Raw genomic sequence first — 22,782 nt, 5'->3', positions numbered from 1 at the left:
AACTGCCGCGCCCTGCGCGTATCGAAGGAGCCTCCCATGACCAAGAATTATGAAAGCGTCGCCGGCCTTTCAGTCCACCCGGCGCTGCGCGCCTTCGTCGACACCGAGGTCCTGCCCTCGGCCCGTATCGAGCCGGCAGCGTTCTGGTCCGGCCTCTCCGAGATCATCCGCGACCTCGCCCCCAGGCATCATGAGCTGCTTGCCGTGCGCGACGAGCTTCAGGCCAAGATCGACGCCTATCACCGCGCCCGCAAGGGCCAGCCGCACGACGCAGCCGGCTATGAGCAGTTCCTGCGCGACATCGGCTATCTGGTAGCCGCACCAGCCGCCGACGCCTATCAGGTCGCAACCAAGAATGTCGACGCCGAGATCGGCACCATTGCCGGCCCGCAGCTGGTCGTGCCCCTGTCCAACGCGCGTTACGCGCTGAACGCCGCCAATGCGCGCTGGGGTTCGCTCTACGACGCGCTCTACGGCACCGACGCCATCGCCGAAACCGAAGGTGCCGAGCGCGGCAAGGCCTTCAATCCCGTGCGCGCCAGGCGCGTCATTGCCTATGTGCGTGAATTCCTCGACCAGGCCGCCCCGCTCGTTTCGGGCAGCCATGCGGATGCCGTGAGCTACATCGTCGAACGCGGCAAGCTGCAGGTCACGCTTGCCGACGGCAGCAAGACAGGGCTGAAATCAGCCGGCCAGCTTGCCGGCTTCACCGGCCCGCGGCACGAGCCGAAGAGCGTCCTGCTCGTCAACAACGGCCTGCATGTCGAGCTGGTGTTCGACCGCGAACACGTGGTCGGCGCGCTCGACGCCGCCGGAATCGCCGATGTCGTCATCGAGGCGGCGATCTCGATCATCATGGACCTCGAAGACGCGGTTGCCGCTGTCGACGCCGAAGACAAGATCGCCGTCTACCGCAACTGGCAGCGCCTGATGGACGGCAGCCTGAGTTCAGAGGTCACTAGGGACGGCAAGACCTTCACCCGCCGCCTCGTCGTGGACCGCGTCTTCACCGCGCCAGGCGGCGGAACGCTTACCCTCAATGGCCGCTCGACAATGCTGGTGCGCAATGTCGGCCACCACATGTTCACCGACGCCGTGCTCGACCAAGCCGGCAAGCCGGTGCCCGAGGCGATCCTCGACGCCGCGATCACCGTTGCGAGTGCCGCTCAGGACATTCGTGGCGAAAACGCCGTGCGCAACAGCCGGACCGGCTCGGTCTATGTCGTGAAGCCCAAGATGCACGGCCCCGACGAGGTCGGCCTGTCGGATCTTTTGTTCAAGCGCATCGAAGAACTTGTCGGCCTGCCCAAATACACCATGAAGATCGGCGTGATGGACGAGGAGCGCCGCACATCAGTCAATCTCGCCGCCTGCCTGTCCAAGGTGCGCGACCGCACGGCCTTCATCAACACTGGCTTCCTCGACCGCACCGGCGACGAGATCCACACCTCGATGGAAGCGGGCCCGATGCTGCGCAAGGCCGAGATGGGGTCGGCCCTCTGGCTCAAGGCCTATGAGGCGAACAATGTCGATGTCGGCATCGCCCGCAACCTGCCCGGCCGCGCCCAGATCGGCAAAGGCATGTGGGCGGCACCCGACCAGATGGCGGACCTGATCGAAAAGAAGATCGCCCATCCGCGCGCAGGCGCCAGCACCGCCTGGGTTCCGACGCCCACCGCTGCCGTGCTGCATGCGCTGCACTATCACGCGGTCGACGTGGCAAGCGTGCAGGACGATCTGCGCGGCACAGCACAGGCCTCGCTCACCGAGCTTTTGACCATTCCGCTGGCCACCGCCACCTATTCGGCCGACGAGATCAAGGCCGAGCTCGAAAACAACCTCCAGGGCCTGCTTGGCTATGTCGTGCGCTGGGTCGATCAGGGCGTCGGTGTTTCGACAGTTCCCGACATCAACGATGTCAGGCTGATGGAAGACCGCGCCACCTTGCGCATCTCGAGCCAGCATGTCGCCAACTGGCTGCATCACGGCATCGTCAGCGCAGAGCAGGTGCGCGAGACGATGCGGCGCATGGCCCTCGTGGTCGACAAGCAGAACGCGGCCACCGCAGGCTACAAGCCGATCGCGCCCGGCTTCGACGGCCCGGCCTTCAAGGCTGCCGAAGACCTTGTCTTCACCACGCAGCCCAACGGCTACACCGAGCATGTGCTGCATATCAGGCGCCGCGAGGCAAAGGCACTGCAGGCATAACGCTGCCAGCCATCCGAAATTGCGAAAGGCCCCGTTCATCGAGCGGGGCCTTTGTGCTTTGGCACGCGATCGTTGGTTGCGCGGCGCGGCGCCCTGGTGGAATGTCGCACGTATCAGATACCGACAGGAGTGCGTCATGGGCGCCGGAATCCACCACGTCACGCTCATCACCCGCAAGGTGCAGGCCAATGTCGATTTTTACGTCGGCTTCCTCGGCCTACGCCTGGTCAAGCAGACCGGCGGTTATGAAGACGCAACGCAGCTGCATCTGTTTTATGGCGACGGCGCTGCCAGCCCGGGCACGCTGATCACCTTCCTTGTCTGGGAAGACGGCGCCCAGGGGCGTGTCGGCCATGGCCAGCCAAGCGAGATTTCGCTCGCCATCGAACCATCGAGCATCGGTTTCTGGCTGACACGAGCCCTGTCCCACCATGTCGAGATATCGGGTCCTTCGGATGAGATGGGCGAGCCGACCTTGCGGCTCAAGGACCCCGATGGTGTCATCGTCAAGCTTGTCGGCGTCAGTGGCTTTCCAGCGCCCGCCGTCTGGGAAGGCAGCGACGTGCCGCCAAAACAGGCGATCCGTCGCATTCGCGGCGCGACCATCCTGAGTGAAGTGCCTGAACTCACCGAGAGCTTCCTGTCGCGGCATTTCGGCTACCGGCCGGCGCAAGGCAGCGAGTTCATCCGGCGCCTCGTCTCCGACTCAGGCGACATCATCGATATCAGGGACGCCAAGGGTTTCTGGACCAGCGCGCCAGGTACCGGCACCATCGACCACATCGCCTTCCGCGCCAAGGACACGGACGAGGTCGAGCGGGTCCATGGCGAACTCGCCTCCTCCAACTCGACCATCACCAATGTGCATGACCGCAAATATTTCTACTCGCTTTATGTCCGCGAGCCCGGCGGCACACTGTTTGAACTGGCAACCGATGGCCCTGGCATGGCGGTCGACGAACCCGCCGACGAGCTCGGAACGCATCTGTTCGTGCCGCCGGAACGTGCCGACAAGATCGACGAGTTGCGGACGATGCTGCCGCAATTCTCCTGGCCAGGCGAAGAGCGCGTGATCTATCGCGACCTGCCCTTCGTCCACCGCTTCTACACGCCTGAGAATGCCGACGGCAGCGTCATCGTCCTGCTGCATGGCTCGGGCGGCAACGAGACCTCCCTGCTGCCGTTCGCGGCGAAGGCCGCACCGCGCGCGACGCTGCTCGCCTTGCGCGGCCGCGCCACCGACGAAGGCACGCCGCGCTGGTTCCGCCGCCTTTCAGCAAACAAGTTCGACCAGGCCGACATCAGGTCCGAAGCCGCAGCACTCGCCGCCTTCATCGAAGGTGCCGTCGAAGCCTATCGCATCGATGCCGAAAAGCTGTTTTTTCTGGGCCATTCCAACGGCGCCAACATGCTGGCGGCGACGATGCTCTTGCATCCGCATCTGATCCGCCGCGCTGCACTGCTTCGAGCCGCGTTGGTGCTTGAACAGCCGCCCACAGCCGATCTGTCCGACGTCGATGCGCTGGTTGTCAAAGGCGACGTCGACGTGTTCAGCAGTTTTGGTCCCGACCTCGCCGGCCTGCTGCGCGACGCCGGTGCTCAAGTCGACGCCCGCACCATATCGTCCGGCCATGGCTTCGACGTAGGCGACGTCGAGCTCGTTGGCGCGTGGGTCGCGGCCCGCATCAGGCTCTCGGCTTAAGCGGGAAGGCTGGGCTCAATACTGCTCGCGCGGCAGATGCACCACCAACCCGTCGAGCGCCTCCGACATCTTGAGCTGGCAGCTCAAGCGGCTGCGCTCGGTCGGGTTCATCAGGCACTCGATCATGCCCTGCTCGGAATCATCAGGCGGCGCCAGGCGATCGGTCCAGGCGTCGTCGACATAACAATGGCAGGTGCCGCAGGCGCAGGCGCCGCCGCATTCGGCGAGGATCTGGTCGATGCCATTGGCGACCGCCACGGACATGACGCTCTGCCCCGGCTGGGCGGTGAGTTCGGTCGCTTGCCCGTCGGCGTCGATGAAGGTTACGCGGTACATGAAATCTCCTGGATCAGGCGGGCGTCAGCGCCAGGCGCAGCATCTTGGGGCCGCGCACGGACAGGCCGCGCTTGTATTGCGGTTCGGCATCGACCAGTGAAATGGACGACAGGCGCTTGAGCAGCGTGGTGAAGATCACCTCCATGTCGAGCCGCGCCAGATGGTTGCCGAGGCAGAAATGCGCACCGCCGCCGAAGGCGAGGTGCCGGTTCGGGTTGCGGCCGACGTCGAACATATCAGGGTTCTCGAATTGTGCCGGATCGCGATTGGCAGCGCCATAGAGCAGGCCGAACTTGGTGCCACGCGCAAAATTCTGGCCGCCGACCACCGCGTCCGTTGTGGCGTAGCGATGGAAGAAGGGCAGCGGCGACTCGAAGCGAAACATCTCCTGGATCGCGGTGTGGATCAGGCCGGGGTCGGCCTTCAGCCGCGCCATCTGGTCGGGAAAGCGCAGTAGCGCATGCATGCCTGAGCCGAGCACGTCGATTGTCGAGCCGTGGCCGGCCATCAGGATCAGCATGCAGGTAGAAACAAGCTCGTCCTCGCTGAGCGCGCCGGCATCCTGTGCCGCCATCAGCCGGGTGATCAGGTCCTCTTGTGGTGCCTTGCGGCGCTCGGCCATCAGCTTGAGCAGATAATGGTAGAATTCGGTGGTCGCCTGCTCGGCCAGCGCCTTGCGCTCGTCAGAGCGGTCGATGTCGAAGAATTGCACGACCCTTTCCGACCAGACGCGCAGCTGCGGGCAGTCCGCGTCAGGCACACCGAGCACGCGGCCGATGATGTGGCCAGGCACCTGGGCGGCAAGCTCCTCGACGAAATCGATCTCGCTTTTGTCGATCAAGCTGTCGACAACGCCATCGACGAAACTCTGGATCATGCCGCGCTGGCGGGCGATGAAGGCGGGGGTGAACTCGCGAAACACCTGCTTGCGCAGCCGGTCATGCACCTCGCCGTCGCTGTCGAGCATGGAGAACTGCACGAAGCGCTGGTGGTGCGGCATGTCGAGCCAGTTCTGCAGGCGCTTCTGCTCGGTGATCTCGGCTTCGGACATGAAGAACTCGGGCGAGCGCACCATCGAGATATCGCGGGCGATGGCCGCGACATCGTCGAAGCGTGTCACCAGCCACATGTCGAAATCGGCGAAGAACTGGGGCGTGCCCTTGTCGCGCAGCGCCGCATAGGCGGGGTATGGATTCTGGGCGAAGGTGGCGGACAGAGGCTCGAAAGCCTGCACGCTTGCCGACGGGTTAGCGGTCATCCAACGCTCCAATCAATGGATTGCCGCCGAAAAACGGCTGGCTGCGTTCAGCGTAGCGGCAAAAGCGGCAAATTGAATGCATGCCACTCGCAGACTGCTGGATAAAACTCGCATCGCAGTTTGCGACCGGATACAACAGAGCAAGCCGTTTGAAATCGATGCCTGCGCAAAAATGACCACGCTAACCGACAAAAGCAGCGAGATCTTCTTTCACACGCCGGGCCGGCATGCGGACGCTTATCCCTACAAGATCCTGGTCGCGGGCCGCACGCGCTTCTCCCATAGCGACGGTTTCGTCACCCGACGGTTCCACCACCATACGCTGATCTACACGCTGTCGGGCCTCGGCCTGATCGAGGTCGGCGGCAACAGGGTCGCGGCCGGCCCGCAGACCATCGCCTGGCTCGACACATCGCTGCAATATGCCCATGGCTGCCACCCCGATGCCGACCACTGGCACTATCTCTGGATGAGCATCGAGGGCCATGGGCTCGACGCGGTCTTCTCCTTCCTGCGCGTCGCCGGAAACCCGCTATTCGCCACATCAGGCGATGGCAATGTTGTCGCCTTCGAGCGGGCCATCGACAACCTCGCCCTGCGCGGGCAAACGACCGACGCCACTTCAAGCGCCGTCGTCGCCCAGCTTGTCGAATTGCTTGTCGCCGAACGCGGCGAGCAGGATAGCTCCGAGGACCGGGGCGAGCGTGTGTTACGCGTCATGCGCGAGGTACGCGCCGACATCGCCCGCAACTGGCAGATCGAGGAGCTGGCTGCAATTTCCAGCCTCAGCGCCTCGCAGTTGCACCGCCAGTTCAAGGAAAAGACCGGCACGACGCCGATGGACTGGATTCGCCATGAACGCATGAACCTCGCCAAGCGCCTGCTGACGGAGTCGACTGCCAAGATCGCTGCGGTAGCGCTCGCCTGCGGTTATGGCGACCCCTATCATTTCAGCCGCGATTTCCGCCGCATCGCAGGCCAGTCGCCGAGCGAATTTCGACGCGCGCAAGGACAATAGCTTCGCCCGTCGACAGGCCCCGCCAATTCGGGCAGTTTGAGGCATCTGCCCCCCAATACGAGCACCCCGACATGACATCCAAGCCAGCGGTCTACGAATTCAACGCCGCCATTGTGCGCGAACCCGCGCGGTCGGTGGTCAACGGCCTGCGCGCCGACGATCGCGGCAACCCGACCTTTGACGGCGTGAAGGCAGAGCACACAGCCTACATCGCGGCGTTGCGAGCGGCGGGCGTCGAGGTGACTGTGCTGCCGGCGCTGGAAAACTTCCCGGATTCGATCTTTGTCGAAGACCCGGCGCTGGTGTTTCCCGAGGGCGCCATCCTGCTGCGCCCGGGTGCCGAGACCCGCGTCAATGAAACGGCTGAGATCGCACCGACACTGAGAAGAATGTTCGAGACGGTGCTCGACCTGCCCGCGCCCGGCTTCGCCGATGGCGGCGACGTGCTGACGACACCGAAAAGCGTGATGATCGGCCTGTCGGCCCGCACCGACCGTGCTGGCGCCGAAGGGCTGATCGCAAGCCTCGCCAGGCTCGGCCGCAAGGGCGAGATCGTGCAGACGCCGGAAGGCGTGCTGCATTTCAAGAGCGACTGCTCGCTGCTCGACAGCGAAACGATGCTGTCGACAAAGCGGCTGGCGCGTTCGGGCGTGTTCAAGGGTTTTCGCGAAGTGCTCATCCCCCAAGGCGAAGAGCCCGCCGCCAACGCGCTGCGTGTCAACGACGTGGTGATGGTCGGAGCCGACTACCCCAGAACCATCGAGATGCTCGACAAGCTTGGCTACAAGGTGGTCGCGCTCAAGACCACGGAGATCGGCAAGATCGACGCCGGCCTGTCTTGCATGTCGTTGCGCTGGCATCGCGGCCAGCGCTAGCGATCAAAAGTTTGGGCGGCGGCGCGGGCCAGGAATGTCCGCCGCCCTCCTTCGACGTCACTTCATAAGCGACGTTCAATCCCTGAGGAGATCGAACATCAGCTTGAAGAAGCGATCGGCATCGACCTCATAGGCGATCTTGGCGTTGTCTTTTTCGCCGCGTTCGCCCCAGAAGTCGGCGACCGTGGCGCCGAAGGTAAAAGTGCCCGAGAGGTCGACACCGATATGGGCCGGACGGGTCTTGACCAACGTCGGGTCGATTGCCAGCGCCAGCGCCAGCGGGTCGTGCATGGCCCCGCCGACACCCATCGAATTGCGGTGCAGCTTCTCGTAATACAGCAACCAGTCGTTGACGAGCTTGCCGAGCGGCGTGTCGATCGTGGCAAGCTCCGCATATTGCGGCGCCTCGACCAGAACCTGCATCGTCACGTCGAGGCCGACCATGGTGATCGGCACGCCTGAATCGAGCACGATGCGCAGCGCTTCGGGATCGCAGAAGGCGTTGAATTCGGTCGGCGTGATGATCTCGCTCTTGCGGTAGAACACGCCGCCCATCCAGAGCAGTTCCTTGATCTTGGGCAGCACCTCGGGGTGCTTGAGGATCAACAGGCCAATATTGCTGAGCGGGCCGGTGGCGACGACCAGGATCGGCTCGGCTGAAGCAAGCAGCTTTTCGGCGAGAAAGTCGACGGCATGCTGGTCGACAGGCTTGATTGTCGCTTGCGGCAGGTAGGGCGAGCCTTCGAGGCCGCTCGGACCGTCGGCTGTGCCGAGCACAAGCGGACGCGCCAGCGGGCGATGGCAGCCGGCTGCGACCGGCACGTCGCCGGCGCCGATATATTCAAGGATGCGCAGCGCGTTGGTCGTCGTCTTTTCGAGTTCGGAGTTGCCGCAGGTTGTGGTCACGCCGAGCAGCTCGATATCAGGCGAACGATGCGCCATGACAAGCGCAATGGCGTCGTCGTGGCCGGGATCGCAGTCGAAGAGGATAGGTGTAGCTGTCATGATTTCGCCCCTCACGCTGCCCGCTCGTAGCGCGCGATGGTTTTCTTGAACATTTCGAGGAAGCGGCGACCTTCGAGATCGGTGCCGATGCGGGTGGTCCTGGGTCCGCCGCCAGGCAGGATCTGGAAGCCGCGATAGGCTACAGTCTGGCCGCGCGCCACGCGCCCGTCGAGCAGCACGTCGACGAACAGCGGCTCGGTTAGCGTCGCCAGTTCCGGATCGAAGGCGAGCGCAACGGTAATGACGTCGTCGAGCGGGAAGCCGACGAGGCCAAAGAACTCGCGCCAGATGTCGATATAGATCGGGAACACCTCGGCGATCATGTCGAGCACCGGGTTGTTCTTGGCGGTCGCCTGCATGTCGGCGATGTCGTCGCGCGTCAGCATCGAGGTAGCGACGCGGTTGTCCTCGCAGATATCGAGCGGCACGAGGATCTTGTCGACATCGGCATTGAGCACGATGCGCGAGGCCTCCGGGTCGGCCCAGATGTTGTACTCGGTCACCGGCGTGATGTTGCCGGGCGTGGTGAAGGTGCCACCGAGAACGATGAGACGCTTGAGCGCCGTGGTCAGCCTGGGTTCCTGCAGCAGCGCCATCGCGGCATTGGTCAGCGGGCCGGTGGTGACAAGCGTGATCTCGCCCGGATTGGACATCACCGTGTTGATGATGAAATCGACGGCGTGACCCGGCGTCGCCGCGCGCTTGGGCGTGGGGGCCGGCGGATTGAACTGCTTGAGGCGATCGCCGAACCGTGCGGTCAGGCGCTTTTCGAAATGCACCGGCGCTTCCATGTCGGCCTTGGAGTGGCCGACGATCGGGCGCCATGCGCCGGCATAGACCGGAATGTCGTCGCGGCCGGCGAGCGACAGCGTGTTGAGCACGACATTGGTGACCTGTTCGATGGGGCCAGCCGCACCGGTGCAGGCGGTCACGGCTTCCAGCTTGACGTTGGGATTGGCCGCGGCAAACAGCACGGCGAGAATGTCATCGCCAGCTGAATCCACGTCGAGAATTATACGTTCCATTCCTTGCTACAGCCCTTCAGCGTGAGAGGTTACTTGCCGGTCTCGGCCGGCTTGTTGTCGACCGAAAGCAGCTTGCGCATGCTCTCCAGGGTCTCGCGGATGATCTTGGGACGGCTGCGATAAGACAGCGCGAACAGTGCCGTCAGCGCGACGAGATAAGGCACCGCCAGGATCAGGTAGGACGGGAAGCCGAAGGTCTGCAGCCTGAGCGAGAACGCATCGGCGAAGCCAAACAGCAGACAACCCGCCAGCACCTTCAACGGGCTGCCATTGGAGAAGATCAAAATGGCGACCGCCATGAAGCCACGACCCGACGACATGTTTTCGGTGAACATGGTGATGTAACCCAGCGACAGGTGCGCACCGGCAAGGCCGGCCAGCAGGCCGCACAGCAGCGAGGCGATGTAGCGAACACGGGTGATCGAAATGCCGAGCGCTTCGGCGGCCTCAGGCTTTTCGCCGACGACGCGGATGTAGAGGCCAAGGCGGGTGCGCTTGTAAAACAGCACCAGAAGCGGCACGGCGATGAAGGCGACATAGACCATAGGCGTGAAGCCGTTGATCAGCGGCGCCCATGAGCCAAGGAGATCCCGCGCACCGGGGATCTGCACCTTGGGCAGGCCGACGATGCCCTTGCCGACGATCGACCCACGGGTGCCGAAGATTGCCTTCATCAGCGAAATTGTCATGCCGCCAGCCAGGATGTTGAGCGCCAGGCCCACCACCACTTCATTGGCGCGGAAGCTGACGACCAGCACCGCGAAGGCGAGCGCGAACACCAGGGCCGCCGCGACACCGCAGGCGACGCCGACCAGGGCCGAGCCGGACCAGATCGAGCCGAGCACCGCAAAGAAGGCGCCGACCAGCATCTGGCCTTCGAGGCCGATGTTGAAGATGCCGGCCTTGGTGGTGAACGAGCCGCCGAGCGCGACAAGCAGGATCGGTGCCGTCATCCGCAGCGTTGCGACGAGCAGGGCGACGTTGAAAAGGCTTAGAATTTCCATCGGCGCTCTCCTGCCGTGCTGTCACCACGACGCTTCATCAGAACCTGGGCCGAGACGCTGAGGATGATCAGGGCCTGGATCACGGTGATGATTTCGCGCGACGCGTTGGTGTCGGTCTCAAGCAGCAGCGACCCGTTGCGCAACGCGCCGAAGAACAGCGCAGTGACGATGGTGCCGATCGGCGAGCCGTTGGCGAGCAGGGCCGCGATCAGGCCGTCGAAGCCGAAACCAGGCGCGAAGCCTTCCATGAAGCGGTGATGCACGCCGAGCGTTTCGATGCCGCCGGCCAAGCCGCCGACCGCACCCGATGCCAGCAGCACCAGGAACCCCTGACGCTTGACATCGATGCCGCCATATTCGGCGAATTTCGGCGCCGAGCCGACCATCGAGATCGAGTAGCCCTTGGCCGTGGAGCGGAAGAACCAGGCAACGAAGAAGGCGAGCGCCAGACCGATGATCAGACCCCAGTTCAGCCGCGAGAAGGCAAACAGCTCGGGCAGATAGGCGGTCGCCAGGATCGGCGGTGTTTCCGACCAGCCGCCGGGACGCTTGAACAGGAAGATGGTCAAATAGGAGGTCAGCAGCACTGCGACGTAGTTGGACAAGATCGTCGAGACGACCTCGTTGGTGCCGTAGCGCGTGCGGAAGAAGGCGGGGATCGAAACCCAGGCAGCGCCAGCGATCACGGCAACCGTCATGGCGACCACGACATGCAGGCCAGGCGGCAGCGGCATGGCGAAGCCGACCCACGCAGCAGCAAAGCCGCCGAGGAAGAGTTGGCCCTCGATGCCGACATTGAACATGCCACCGCGCAAGCCGATGCAAGCAGCGATGCCGCAGATCAGGATAGGCGTGGTCTGCAACAAGGTGCCGGCGATCTTGGCCTGGTCGCCGAAGGCACCGCGCATCAAGGTCATGAACACCTTGATGGGGCTTTCGTCGATCAGCATGATGATCACAGCACCCATGGCGAGCGCGATCAGGACGGCGACGATCTGGCCGGAGAATGCACGCAATTTGTCGTTCACGACGCCACCTCGTCCGAAGCATTGCCGGGTTCGAGACCTGCCATCATCATGCCGATCCTTTCGCTGTCGGCGCTATCGCCGTCGACCTCGCCCATGATCCGGCCGTTGAACATCACCAGGATGCGGTCGGCCAAGGTGAGCAGTTCGTCGAGCTGCACCGAAATGACGAGCACAGCGCGACCGGTGGCACGCTGGCGCATGATCTCGTCGTGAATGGATTCCTGCGCACCGATGTCGACACCGCGCGTCGGCTGATCGATCAGCAGGAAGTCCGCCTCATTGGTGAATTCGCGCGCCAGAACGACCTTCTGGATGTTGCCGCCCGACAGCCGCTTGACGGTGTCTTCGGGACCACGGGCGCGAATGTCGAAACGCTTGATCATCTCGACGGCCTGGTTGGCCGCGGCGCGCCAGTCGAGGACGCCGTTGCGGCTCCACGGCGCCTTGTTTTGCCGCCCCATCAGGAGATTGGAGGAGATCGAGGCACTGCCGTCGACGCCACGCACAAGCCGGTCGCCCGGCACGTGGGCGAGACCGGCTTCGCGAATCTCAGACGTCGAAAGAGTAGTCAGATCGCGGCCTTTGAGCAGCGCCGAGCCGTGGCTTGCAGGACGCAGGCCAGACAGCACTTCGGCAAGCTCGGTCTGGCCGTTGCCGGCGACACCGGCGATGCCGACGATCTCGCCAGCGCGGACGGTAAAGCTCGCATCGCGCAAGGCCGGCAGGCGGCGGTCGTCGCGCGCCCACAAATTGTTGACGTCGAGCACCACCTGGCCGTCGGTCTTTTCGCGTGGGCGGCGATCGAAGCTGACATCGCGGCCAACCATCATGCGCACCATGTCGGCCTTGGTCAGCTCGGCGGTCGGCCGCGTCGCGACATGCTTGCCGTGGCGCAGCACGGTTACCGTATCTGAAACCTCGATCACCTCCTCGAGATGATGCGAGATGAAGATGACCGTCATGCCGCCGGCAACGAAACCGCGCAGCGTCTGGAACAGCTCGCGGCTTTCCTGCGGCGTCAGCACCGCGGTCGGCTCGTCGAGGATGATGGTGCGTGCGCCGCGCGCCAGCACCTTCAGGATTTCAATGCGCTGTTCAATGCCCACGGAGAGCAATGACACGCGCTCTTCCGGCTCGACCTTGAGGCCGAAACGCTCGGACAACTCGCGGGTCTTTTCAATCTGGGCTGTATGGTCGATCAAACCGTTGCGGCGGATTTCCATGCCAAGGAAGACATTGTCGGCGACCGACAGCGACGGCACCAGCTTGAAGTGCTGGTGCACCATGCCGAGGCCGGCTGAGATCGCGGTGGCGGGATCGCCGACCACTGTGTCCTCGCCATTCAGGCGGATCCTGCCTTCGTCGGGCTGCAGCAGCCCAAACAGGATGTTCATCAGCGTCGTCTTGCCGGCGCCGTTCTCGCCGATGATGGCGTGGATCTCGCCGCGCTTGACGGTGAGACTGACGTCCTCATTGGCAACGAAGGCGCCGAAACGCTTGGTGATACCGATCAATTCGACGGCGGTCTCGGCAAGTCCTGCCGTTGGTGCCGTCATGGCTGGCGACGTGGTCGACAAGAGAGCCTCGCAGCTTCAGACGTATCCGTTCCAAAACCCGGAACGGATACGTCTCTACCTAGTCTTGGGAGAGTGGCTCCGCGAGCCGTGGGGGCGGCTCGCGGAGAAGCCCGGCTTCTTATTTGTGCCGGGTGACCTTGATCGAGCCGTCGGCGATGCCCTTCTTGATCTCGTCAAGCTTGGCGGTCACGTCGGCTGGAATGGAAGGCGCGATGTCGTCGCAGATCTTCACTTCGACACCACCTGCGGCGAGGTCGAACGTGCGGGTGCCCGGCGTGATCTTGCGGCCTTCGACCTCGTCCTTGATCAGCGAGTAGACTGCAATGTCGCCGCGCTTCAGCATCGAGGCCAGCACGTTGCCCGGAGCCGAGCCGCACATGTCGATGTCGACGCCGATCGAGTATTTGTCGGCTGCAGCGCTCGCCTGCATGACGCCTTCGCCCGTCGGGCCGGCGACGTTGTAGACGATGTCAGCGCCCTGGCCGTAGAGCGCCAGTGCCAGCTCGCTGCCCTTTGCCGGATCATCGAAGGTGCCGGCGAAAACCGGGTTCACCTTGACGTCGGGGGCTGCGTATTTCGAGCCCTCCTCATAACCGCCGAGGAAGTTGCGGATGACGGGAATGTCGCGGCCGCCGACAAAGCCGATAGCCTTGCCGTCGCCGATCTTGTCGAAGCTGCTACCCTGGTTTTCGATCATGCCGGCAAGCGCGCCGGCAACGAAGGAGCCCTGCTCTTCAGCAAAGTTGGCATAGGTCAGCTTGTCGGAGTCGAGCACGCCATCGATGAAGATGAATCGCTGGTTCGGATAGGCTTCGCTCGCCTTGGTCAGCGCGTCGACAAGCTCCCAGCCCATGACGAAGATCAGGTCGTACTGGCCGCCCTTGGCGAGATTGGCGAACTGCTCTTCATAGTCGAGCGCGCGGTTGCCGGTGTCCACCAGCTTGAGATCGATGCCGAATTCGCTCTTGGCCTTGTTGAGGCCGTCAACGATCGTGATGCCGAAGCCTTGCGCGAAATAGCCGGAGATCGCCGCAACGGACACCTTGTCCTGGGCTGCCGCGGAGCCGATCGAGGCCGCAAGAGCCGCGCCGGCGATAATGCATTTACGGAATACGCTTTTCATCTCAACTCCCCAATTGACACCTTGGCATCAAGCGCCGGGCTCTTCCTCGATGCCCGCAAAACTTGTTGGTGGTCATATGACTTTATGGGTGGTCCAACAAACTGTCAATCGCTCAGCGAGCGGCCAAAATCGATGTGAGCAATCGACGCGGCGGCGGTTTCACGCATCCGGCTTGACAAAAATGCAGGAAGGATAATTGTTGCTACTCTAACAAGTTTTTCAGCCCGCCAGAATGTGGAGCCATCGATGCCGGACGTGGTCGTCAGAAAGTTTGTCGTACAGGTCGAAGAGATCTTTCATGAAGGCGGGCCGGTGCGCGCCGAGCCGATCAAGCGCGGCACGGTGCTTGCCGTCGTCGCCAACCCCTATGCCGGGCGTTATGTCGAAGACATCGCCCCGTTCATGGAAGATCTGAAGCCGCTCGGCCTCGAAATGGCGACCCGCCTGCTCGAAGCACTCGGCGGCGATGCTTCGCTGATCGAGAGCTACGGCAAGGGTTCCATCGTCGGCGGTGGCGGCGAACTCGAGCACGGTGCGCTGTGGCACAACCCCGGCGGCTACGCGATGCGCGAGCTTCTGGGCGGCGCCAAGGCCATCGTTCCGTCGAGCAAGAAGGTCGGCGGCCCAGGCGTTCGCATCGACATTCCGGTCACCCACGTCAACGCCTCTTATGTGCGCAGCCATTTCGACGCGATCGAGGTCGGCATCAACGACGCGCCGCGCAACAACGAGCTGGTGCTCATCCTGGCAATGACCACCGGTTCGCGCGTGCATGCCCGCGTCGGCGGCCTCGATGCCAAGGACATCAAGGGCGAGGACGGCCTGCGATGAGCGTCGAAATCCGGCGAATCATCACCATCGTCGAAGAGACGCGCAGCGAGGGCGGCAAGGCGGTTAATCCGCCGACGCGCCGTGCCGCGGCGGTCGCGGTCATCCGCAATCCCTATGTCGGCACCTTCGTCGACGACCTCGAAGCACTCAGCGACATCGGCGCCGAACTCGGCGACATTCTGCCGCGCCGGGCAGTCGCTGCGCTCGGTATTGCGGGTGACCAAGTCGAGAGCTTCGGCAAGGCAGCAGCGGTCGGCGCCGATGGCGAACTGGAACACGCAGCCGCCATCCTGCACCCCAAGCTCGGCGCCCCTTTCCGCGACATTCTCGGCAAGGGCGCGGCGCTGATCCCGTCATCCAAGAAGCGTGGCGGACTTGGCATCCCGCTCGACATTCCATTGGGACACAAGGATGCAGCGAAGGTGCGCAGTCACTTCGACGGCATGGAAGTGCGCGTGTCCGACGCCCCCCGCGACGACGAGATCATGGTGGCGATCGCCGTCACCGATTCAGGCCGGCCACATCCGCGTGTCGGCGGGCTGACCAAAGACCAGATCGTCGGCAAGGACGGCGTGAGCTGAAAAAGGCGGCCCTTCGGGGCGGCCCCAACCCAAATATGGGATGCCTATCGTCACAAAAGCCGGCCGCAAAGATCGGACATCTGTGACCGACTTTTATGACAAAAATCCGCTGCGTTTTCAGCCGGCTGATTTTGTCGTGAATGCTCGGCCGGTTTCAACAGTTTCATCATTGCAACATGCCTAACTGTTGAAACCGATCCGTCTTTCGTTCATATTTCGTTTCAACATTATGACTGCCAAAGCGCAATAATTGTTGAAACAATGGATTTTCAAGAGCTTAACAGCGACCAGCGTCGCGAAAAAGTGAACTCGGATCAGCGTTTCGCTGCGTGGCGCAATGCTAAGGCAAAAGCGGACCGCTATCGGGGCTCAATGGTCTGGCAAGAGGTGAAAGGCGAGGAGTATCTCGCTCGCAGTCACTACGACGCATCCGGCGTGCGCAAGCAAAAGTCGCTTGGTCGCCGAAGTGTCGAAACGGAGCGCATGAAGGACGAATGGGAGCGCGGAAGGCAGGAGGCTAAGGCCGGACTGCAGTCGATGCGCGAAATACTTGCCCGCCAGACGGCGGTAAACAGAGCGCTACGCTTGGGCCGTGTTCCGATGGCAGCAGCCAAGATCATCAGGGCCCTCGATGACGCTGGCCTGCTCGGCCATGGTATCCGGATTGTCGGTACGAACGCGATCTACGCCTACGAAGCGGTTGCCGGCGTCATCGTCGATCCCGGCATTACGTCGACACAGGACATCGACCTCCTGATGGATGCCCGTCAAACGCTGCGCATCGCGGCATCGGAAGACGTCGAAGACCGCACGCTCCTCGGCCTGCTCAAGAAGGTCGACAAGAGCTTTGAACGTGCCCCGCAGGGTTTCAGGGCAGTCAACCGGGACGGCTATCTGGTCGACCTCATCCGTCCCCAGCGAAACCCGCCTTGGACAAATGAACGCGAGCGCATCAGCGACGACGCCGGAGATTTGATATCCATCCCGATAGAAGGCCTGTCCTGGCACGAGAACGCTCCAGGTTTCGAAGCTGTGGCCATCGACGAAAGGGGCGGTCCTCTCAAGATCGTTGCCACCGATCCACGCGTCTTCGCGGCCCACAAGCTTTGGGTTTCAAAACAACCCGGGCGCGAGCCGGTCAAGCGGCTGCGTGACGCCGCCCAGGCGCGAGCCGTAGGCAAGATCGTCGCGACCTATCTTGCACACCTGCCTTATGAACGGGACGAGCTGAAAATGATCCCGCATGAGATCTTCAGCGACGCTGCACATCTCTTCAATCGGCAGTTCCTCGACCACCCATTTTCGAGCTGAATGCTTCTTGCCTCCTGCCGTCGACGATCATTGTCGCCGACGGTCAGATACCGGCAGGACCGCATTTGCGTGCTTCGGTTTCAGCCTACGATTTCCGGCACGCGGATCGCCGGCGGCGTGTTGCGGCTGCGGGCCGTGCGCACCACACCGTCGACCATGATCATGCCGATGCCCGGCAAATTGCCGAGCGCCAGGCTTTCCAGGAAATCCTTGCCGATGCCGCCTGCTGCCTGGTCCATGAACACCAGGTCGGCGGCACGGCCGGCCTCGATCACGCCACGGTCGTCGAGCTTGCGGACCCGTGCGGTATTGCCGGTGGCAAAGCAGAAGGCGACCTCGGTCGGCACGTCGCCGAGCGAGGCGAGGTGGCAGATGGTGCGCAGGATGCCGAGCGGCTGAACGCCCGAGCCGGCCGGACCGTCGGTGCCCAGGATGACGCGGTCGAGTTCGTTGCGCTCCTTGGCGATGCCAAGCACGAACAGGCCGGTGCGCAGATTGCCGTTGTGCACGATCTCAAGTGCCCGGGTGCCTTCCTCGCAGATGCGGCGGATCTCTTCATCGGGCAATGCGGTCGGGCCGCCATTCACATGCGCCACAACGTCGGCATCGACTTCGAGCACGACATCGGCGCCGATGCGGCCCGAGCCGGGGATCGATGGCCCGCCGGTGTGGGTCATCGAGGTCATGCCATATTTGCGCGCCCAGGCGATCATCTGCTTGCCGGTCGGACCGTCCTTGACGCCACCGAGGCCGACTTCGCCGATCAGCGTCACGCCGGCTTCAGCCAATTCGCGGAAATCGTTTTCGGTCATGCCGTGTTCGAGCACCGGCGCGCCAGCGATGATCTTCATGCCGCTGGGACGGAAGTTGGCGAATGTCCGCTGAGCCGCGATTCCCAACGCCTTGACGCCGACGATGTCGCGCGGACGGCCCGGATAATGCGCCTCGCCGGCCGAGATGATGGTGGTGACGCCGCCATGCAGCGTCGAATCGATCCAGCCGATCTGGTTCTGGCGCGGGGTCCAGTCGCCGGCAACGGGATGCACATGGTTGTCGATCAGGCCAGGGGTGACGACGCAACCCTGCGCGTCGATGGTGCTCGTCGCACCGTCGAGATCGAGATCGGTTGCCTTGCCGACAGCGAAGATGCGGCCATCGACGACAATGATGGTGTCGGCATCGAGGATCGGCTGGGCGAGGTCGCCGCTGAGCATCTGGCCGATATTGCGGATGACGAGCTTGTCTGCGGCAGCCTTGGTTTGCGGATCAGGCGACATCGATGGCGTTCCTTGTTTGGGGCATGAGGCGGTCGATCCGGCCCAAGGCCGGTATCGGTCGCTTCGGAGAATGGTGTGATTGAAGGTTGCTAGCCTGTCATTTGCCTTCGGCGCCGCCCGGCTCGTCGCCGCTGATGCGCTGGAGCAGCCTGAGCAGTGTTGCCTGCTCAGCCGCCGTCAATGGCGAAAGCAGCTTTTGGCCAACCTCGATGCTGCGTTCGAGCCTGTCGAGCGTGTAGCGCGTGCCTTCGTCGGTCAGCGTGATGATCGTCAGGCGCTGGTCGGTGTCGGAGGCGCTGCGTTTGATCAGCCCCTGCTTCAAAAGCTTGCGCACCACAAGGCTGATGGTGGAAGGGTCCATCGCCGTCATGCGGCCGAGATGGTTCTGTGAAACCTCGCCATGCTTGAGCACCGTGGCAAGGGCAGCGAACTGCGTCGGCGACAGGTCCTCGCCCGCCATCACCTGCTGGAAGCACAGGGTGGCACGCTGATGGGCGCGCCGCACGACGTGGGCGGGATGGAGGTCTAGGTCGTAACCGGTCTTGGTGTATTTCGTCATTGTCTCTTCGCGGCTCAGCGGCTCATTCGCCGCACTTGCCGTCTTGCGCTTGAATTTCCGGGCTTCGTCGAGGGTTGTCACGGCGCTTCCAACTCCTGGCTTGAGACCTGAGATCCGCCAACCCCTGAGGTTATGCGGCGATGTTGACGTTTTCGACGAAAGCGCCGTCGCGCAGCGCTTTGACCACGCTTTCGGCATCGCTGACGACGCCGAAATGGGTCGAGATGTCGTAGAGCGTGCTTTCCTGCTCGCGCGGCCCGGTGGCCGCACAGCAATCGGCGGGCACCACGACTTCGTAGCCGTTGAAGAACGCGTCATGCACTGTCGAGCGCACGCAGATATTGGTGACCACGCCGAAGACGATGATCTGGTCGACCATCATGTCCTTCAGCGTCATGTCGAGATCGGTCTGGAAGAACGACGAATAGCGTCGCTTGATGATGTGGATCTCATCGTCGCGGGCGCCGAGATCGTCGATGATCTCAGTGCCCCAGGTGCCTTCGACGCAATGCGGCGCACGCTTCAGCCACTCGCGGTCGCGACGCATGTTGCGGCGATGCGCATCATGCACCCAGATCACAGGTGCGCCGGCTGCACGCGCCGCCTCGATCACGCTCAACTGCGGACCGACAAGCGCTTCATAGCCCGGCAGCACCATGGCGCCGCCCGGCTTGCAGAAGTCGTTGATCATGTCGACGACGATAACCGCCACGCGCGCCGGATCGATCTTGATCCCAGCGTCCTGGCGATGTGACGAAAAGCTGTCCAGTGGCATGATCCTACCTCTTCAGCGAACTGCCGATTGTTGGTGGTCGTACAAAAAACTGTGACGACTTCCAAGTCAATCCTTGAGCTTGCTGGTTGTCACAATATGGCGGACCGGTGCGCCTCGCCATGCGACTTGCGGCTATCTCAGGAGCTTATCCCCCGGCAAGAAATGCATTGACAAGCGGGGCCATTTGCGATGTCCGATTGTTTGACCATCAACGATATTTGCCATGGCGCGCATGACCGACAAGAGGAGCACGAGATGAAAATCGTCATTACCGGATCGAGCGGACTGCTTGGCCGCCATGTCGCTTCAGCCTTTGTGAACGCCGGCCATGACGTGCTTGGCATCGACGCCGTCGCGCCCACTGAGGGCAATTGGCCCCATGTCAGCGCCGACCTCACCGATCTCGGCCTGACGCTGCAGCTGATCCGCGACTGCGACGCCGTCGTCCATATAGCGGCGATCCCGCGCCCGCTCGGCAAGGCGCCGGCCGAAGTGTTCAAGACCAACATGGCGATCGCCTACAACGTCATCGAAGCGGCGGCTCTTTCTAAAGCCAAGCGCTTCATCTACGCCTCGTCCTTCTCCGTGCTCGGTTATCCCTTTGCCGAAAACTTCGTCGACCCGGCCTATCTGCCGATCGACCAGAACCACCCGATCGGCGCGCAGGACGCTTATGGCCTGTCTAAATGGCTCGGCGAAGAAATCGTCGAGGCCGCCGTCCGCCGTGGCGCGTTTTCGGCCGTGAGCTTGCGCATGCCGTGGATCCAGACGCCGGAAAGCTTCTTCGACAGCGTCGGCCCGCGCCGCAACCTAGCCGAGGCAGCGCACGACCTGTGGGGCTATCTCGATTCGCGCGACGCCGCCGACGCCTTCATCAAAGCGTTGGCCTGGCAAGGCGAAGGCCATCTGCGCACCTTCCTCAGTGCCGCCGACACCTATTCGGAAGAGCTTACGGAAGCGCTGGTCAAGCGCGCCTTTCCGGCAACGCCGCTGAAGCGGCCGCTTTCGGGCCATGACGCGGTCATCGACAATACGCATGCGCTGGAAACGCTCGGCTTTTCGCCGCGTCATTCCTGGCGCGCTTACGGCAAATAAAGACAGGAGACGAAGATGATGCGTTTCGAAGGCAAGGTCGTTCTGGTCACCGGCGGTGGCGGCGCTATCGGCAGTGCTGCGGTGCGCCGTTTCATCGATGAGGGCGCCCGCGTATCGGTGGTCGACCTCGACGGCGATCGCGCGACACAGGTCGCTTCGGCATTTGGCGACAAGGCCATTGCCATCACCGCTGACGTTTCCGACGAGACGGCGGCACAACAAGCCGTCGCCAAAACCGTCGAACAGTTCGGCCGCCTCGATGCGGTGTTCAACAATGCCGGCATTTCCGGCAAGGTAGCACCCGTCCACGAACTGCCCGTCGAGGACTGGGACCGCATCGTGCGGATCAATCTGCGCAGCATGTTCCTGGTGCTCCAGGCCTCGCTCAAGGCGATGATTGCCGCCGGCATCGAAGGTTCGATCGTCAATATGGGCTCGTCGATGGCCGGCTGGGACGTGCTGTCGGGTGGGGCTGGCTACGCCTCGACGAAGCATGGCGTCGTTGGCCTTACCCGGGTTGCCGCGCTCGACGCCGCCGCCTACGGCATCCGCGTCAACGCCATCTGCCCCGGTGTCATCGAAACGACGCTCGGCGTGCCGGCCAACGACCGCGAGGCCTATGCGTCAGGCATCCAGCGCTTTGCCGATCGCATCCCGCTGCGCCGCATCGGCCAGCCGGAGGACGTCGCCGCCGCAGTCGCCTTCCTCGCCTCCGACGAAGCGCGCCACATCACCGGCGTCGACTGGCTGATCGATGGCGGACAGACCCTGCAGAGCTTTGCCAATGCGCCCGACACAGGCAGCTATCCGCGTCACCGCAAGCCGAACTGAGCCGAACAAGTGCGCTTCAGGCCGACCGCATGGCTTGTCCGGCGGTCGGTCTTTTTATGGGCGTCATCATGTCCGCACAGTGGCTTTTGACCTACCAATTCGTAATGCGCAGGCGATATGGCGGCAATATCCGCCTGCCACTGTCGCTCCTGTCTCAGCCAGCCTGACGAAACGAAACAGGAGTGAACCATGAAGAAGTTTGTCATTGCCGCAGCGATCCTGACGGTCGCATCCACCGGTGCCTTCGCCAAGGACATGAGCGCCACCATCAAGAGCGTCGACAAGGCAAAGGACGCAGTTGTCCTGGACAGCGGCCAGACGCTGACACTGCCTGAAGGCATCGAAGCCGAGACGCTCAAGGCCGGCGAGAAGGTCCTGATCAGCCTTTCGACCGATGCGGCTGGCAAGACCGTCGTGAAGAGCATCAAGCCGGCGAAATAGCCGCCGCGCATACGGCCGGACGGCCCCTGCTTCACCGCAAAGCAGGGGCCGTTTGTTTTTTTGGCTTCTATCAAGGCGCATTCACTTGCGCGTGACCCCGCTTATTCCCCGTAACAAAACCGCCTCGGCCTTCGTATCTTGTGCAATTGCCGGCATAGGGAGAAGACCGATGACCAGGGCACTTTCATCAGCAACCGCGTTCGTTCCCAGGTACCGCCTGGCATTCTGGCTAACAGCTGCAGCCGTGGCCGTCGGCGCCTGGGCTTTTGCGGCAGCGCCAAGCGTCGCCCAGGAAGGGATAAGGATCCCGGCCCCGGCACTCGACGAGCCAGCGCAAGGCAGCTCGGAGGTGGCGGTGCTGGCAGGCGGCTGCTTCTGGGGCGTGCAGGGCGTGTTCCAGCACGTCGCGGGCGTCAAGGACGCGGTCTCGGGCTATGCCGGCGGCGACGGCAAGACGGCGCAATACAACACGGTCAGCACCGGCTCGACCGGCCATGCCGAGTCGGTGAAGATCACCTTCGACCCGCACAAGATCAGCTATGGCCGGATCCTGCAGATCTATTTCTCGGTCGCCCACGATCCGACCGAATTGAACCGCCAGGGTCCTGATACCGGCACGCAATATCGCTCGGCGATCTTCCCGGCCAATGCCGAGCAGGCGAGGATAGCCAAGGCCTACATCGCCCAGCTCGAACAGGCGAAAATCTACGATGCGGCCATCGCCACCAGCATCGAACCCGGCCGCGCCTTTTATCCGGCCGAGGCCTATCATCAGGACTTCCTCGCCCTGAACCCGAGCTACCCCTACATCGTCTACAACGACCTGCCGAAGATCGAAAATCTCAGGCGCCTGTTCCCCGGGAGCTACCGCAGCGACCCGGTGCTGGTGTCGGAAGCCAAGGCTTCCAACTGACCAGCCACC

Annotated in this window: 22 protein-coding genes; 11 read left to right on the top strand and 11 right to left on the bottom strand. The window is 63.1% G+C overall.

Features of this window, described 5'->3' with window-relative positions; translation table 11 throughout:
• Positions 1-36: 36 nt before the first annotated feature.
• Together AC1RTB_RS13630 and AC1RTB_RS13625 are read left to right on the top strand one after the other, a co-directional pair.
• Positions 37-2,208 carry a malate synthase G gene (locus AC1RTB_RS13630; RefSeq protein WP_492878239.1) on the top strand — a complete coding sequence of 724 codons (2,172 nt, stop codon included), beginning with the start codon at positions 37-39 and terminating at the stop codon, positions 2,206-2,208.
• Between the two features lie 136 nt (positions 2,209-2,344).
• Positions 2,345-3,910, top strand: a complete 1,566-nt coding sequence (locus AC1RTB_RS13625; protein ID WP_492878241.1) for a VOC family protein — start codon at positions 2,345-2,347, stop codon at positions 3,908-3,910.
• 15 nt (positions 3,911-3,925) lie between these two features.
• Here AC1RTB_RS13625 and AC1RTB_RS13620 read toward each other — a convergent pair whose 3' ends face one another.
• Both AC1RTB_RS13620 and AC1RTB_RS13615 read right to left on the bottom strand, forming a co-directional pair.
• Positions 3,926-4,246: a 2Fe-2S iron-sulfur cluster-binding protein gene (locus AC1RTB_RS13620; RefSeq protein WP_492878242.1), complete on the bottom strand. Its 321-nt coding sequence runs from the start codon at positions 4,244-4,246 to the stop codon at positions 3,926-3,928.
• A gap of 13 nt (positions 4,247-4,259) precedes the next feature.
• Entirely contained in the window at positions 4,260-5,504 is a 1,245-nt protein-coding gene (locus tag AC1RTB_RS13615; protein WP_492878244.1) for a cytochrome P450, read from the bottom strand.
• Between the two features lie 172 nt (positions 5,505-5,676).
• On the opposite strand from AC1RTB_RS13615, the gene AC1RTB_RS13610 reads away from it, so the two are divergent.
• Together AC1RTB_RS13610 and AC1RTB_RS13605 are read left to right on the top strand one after the other, a co-directional pair.
• Complete coding sequence (locus tag AC1RTB_RS13610; RefSeq protein WP_492878246.1) at positions 5,677-6,522, top strand: helix-turn-helix transcriptional regulator; 846 nt, start codon at positions 5,677-5,679, stop codon at positions 6,520-6,522.
• Positions 6,523-6,593: 71 nt separating this feature from the next.
• A complete protein-coding gene (locus AC1RTB_RS13605; protein WP_492878248.1) occupies positions 6,594-7,397 on the top strand; it encodes an arginine deiminase family protein in 804 nt (267 codons plus the stop codon).
• A gap of 75 nt (positions 7,398-7,472) precedes the next feature.
• Here the strand turns inward: AC1RTB_RS13605 and AC1RTB_RS13600 are convergent, their stop codons facing one another.
• From AC1RTB_RS13600 to AC1RTB_RS13575, 6 genes are all read right to left on the bottom strand, one after another.
• A complete protein-coding gene (locus AC1RTB_RS13600; protein WP_492878250.1) occupies positions 7,473-8,402 on the bottom strand; it encodes a nucleoside hydrolase in 930 nt (309 codons plus the stop codon).
• A gap of 11 nt (positions 8,403-8,413) precedes the next feature.
• The gene (locus AC1RTB_RS13595) at positions 8,414-9,427 is read right to left on the bottom strand and encodes a nucleoside hydrolase (RefSeq protein WP_492878252.1); all 1,014 of its coding nucleotides are present in this window, start codon (positions 9,425-9,427) and stop codon (positions 8,414-8,416) included.
• A gap of 29 nt (positions 9,428-9,456) precedes the next feature.
• Entirely contained in the window at positions 9,457-10,431 is a 975-nt protein-coding gene (locus AC1RTB_RS13590; protein WP_492878254.1) for an ABC transporter permease, read from the bottom strand.
• Positions 10,419-11,459 carry an ABC transporter permease gene (locus tag AC1RTB_RS13585; protein WP_492878256.1) on the bottom strand — a complete coding sequence of 347 codons (1,041 nt, stop codon included), beginning with the start codon at positions 11,457-11,459 and terminating at the stop codon, positions 10,419-10,421. Before AC1RTB_RS13585 ends, AC1RTB_RS13590 begins: the two co-directional genes overlap by 13 nt.
• Complete coding sequence (locus AC1RTB_RS13580) at positions 11,456-13,015, bottom strand: ABC transporter ATP-binding protein (protein ID WP_492879002.1); 1,560 nt, start codon at positions 13,013-13,015, stop codon at positions 11,456-11,458. Before AC1RTB_RS13580 ends, AC1RTB_RS13585 begins: the two co-directional genes overlap by 4 nt.
• Positions 13,016-13,154: 139 nt before the next feature.
• Positions 13,155-14,159, bottom strand: a complete 1,005-nt coding sequence (locus AC1RTB_RS13575; protein ID WP_492878258.1) for a BMP family lipoprotein — start codon at positions 14,157-14,159, stop codon at positions 13,155-13,157.
• Positions 14,160-14,405: 246 nt separating this feature from the next.
• Between AC1RTB_RS13575 and AC1RTB_RS13570 the strand changes: the two genes are divergently transcribed.
• The 3 genes from AC1RTB_RS13570 (at position 14,406) to AC1RTB_RS13560 (ending at position 16,882) form a co-directional block, all read left to right on the top strand.
• Positions 14,406-14,990 carry an amino acid synthesis family protein gene (locus AC1RTB_RS13570; RefSeq protein ID WP_492878260.1) on the top strand — a complete coding sequence of 195 codons (585 nt, stop codon included), beginning with the start codon at positions 14,406-14,408 and terminating at the stop codon, positions 14,988-14,990.
• On the top strand, positions 14,987-15,571 hold the full coding sequence (locus AC1RTB_RS13565) for an amino acid synthesis family protein (protein ID WP_492878262.1): 585 nt from the start codon (positions 14,987-14,989) through the stop codon (positions 15,569-15,571). Before AC1RTB_RS13570 ends, AC1RTB_RS13565 begins: the two co-directional genes overlap by 4 nt.
• Before the next feature lie 261 nt (positions 15,572-15,832).
• Positions 15,833-16,882, top strand: coding sequence for a GSU2403 family nucleotidyltransferase fold protein (locus tag AC1RTB_RS13560; protein ID WP_492878264.1), 1,050 nt, complete (start codon positions 15,833-15,835; stop codon positions 16,880-16,882).
• A gap of 80 nt (positions 16,883-16,962) precedes the next feature.
• Here the strand turns inward: AC1RTB_RS13560 and AC1RTB_RS13555 are convergent, their stop codons facing one another.
• From AC1RTB_RS13555 to AC1RTB_RS13545, 3 genes are all read right to left on the bottom strand, one after another.
• The gene (locus AC1RTB_RS13555; RefSeq protein ID WP_492878266.1) at positions 16,963-18,159 is read right to left on the bottom strand and encodes an amidohydrolase family protein; all 1,197 of its coding nucleotides are present in this window, start codon (positions 18,157-18,159) and stop codon (positions 16,963-16,965) included.
• A 97-nt stretch (positions 18,160-18,256) separates the two neighbouring features.
• On the bottom strand, positions 18,257-18,799 hold the full coding sequence (locus AC1RTB_RS13550; RefSeq protein WP_492878268.1) for a MarR family winged helix-turn-helix transcriptional regulator: 543 nt from the start codon (positions 18,797-18,799) through the stop codon (positions 18,257-18,259).
• 49 nt (positions 18,800-18,848) lie between these two features.
• Positions 18,849-19,493: a cysteine hydrolase family protein gene (locus tag AC1RTB_RS13545; protein ID WP_492878270.1), complete on the bottom strand. Its 645-nt coding sequence runs from the start codon at positions 19,491-19,493 to the stop codon at positions 18,849-18,851.
• 255 nt (positions 19,494-19,748) lie between these two features.
• Between AC1RTB_RS13545 and AC1RTB_RS13540 the strand changes: the two genes are divergently transcribed.
• The 4 genes from AC1RTB_RS13540 to msrA all read left to right on the top strand — a co-directional run bounded on the left by AC1RTB_RS13540 (position 19,749) and on the right by msrA (position 22,773).
• The gene (locus tag AC1RTB_RS13540; RefSeq protein WP_492878272.1) at positions 19,749-20,588 is read left to right on the top strand and encodes an NAD-dependent epimerase/dehydratase family protein; all 840 of its coding nucleotides are present in this window, start codon (positions 19,749-19,751) and stop codon (positions 20,586-20,588) included.
• Between the two features lie 15 nt (positions 20,589-20,603).
• Positions 20,604-21,419, top strand: coding sequence for an SDR family NAD(P)-dependent oxidoreductase (locus tag AC1RTB_RS13535; RefSeq protein WP_492878274.1), 816 nt, complete (start codon positions 20,604-20,606; stop codon positions 21,417-21,419).
• A gap of 189 nt (positions 21,420-21,608) precedes the next feature.
• Positions 21,609-21,860: a DUF1344 domain-containing protein gene (locus AC1RTB_RS13530; protein ID WP_492878276.1), complete on the top strand. Its 252-nt coding sequence runs from the start codon at positions 21,609-21,611 to the stop codon at positions 21,858-21,860.
• A 169-nt stretch (positions 21,861-22,029) separates the two neighbouring features.
• The gene (msrA, locus tag AC1RTB_RS13525) at positions 22,030-22,773 is read left to right on the top strand and encodes a peptide-methionine (S)-S-oxide reductase MsrA (RefSeq protein ID WP_492878278.1); all 744 of its coding nucleotides are present in this window, start codon (positions 22,030-22,032) and stop codon (positions 22,771-22,773) included.
• The last annotated feature ends 9 nt before the right edge of the window (positions 22,774-22,782 follow it).

The sequence above is a fragment of the Aminobacter sp. GW821-FHT11F06 genome (genome assembly GCF_058808215.1).
The sequence above is the reverse complement of the archived record's forward strand: the minus strand, read 5'-3'. Positions and strand labels throughout refer to the sequence as shown.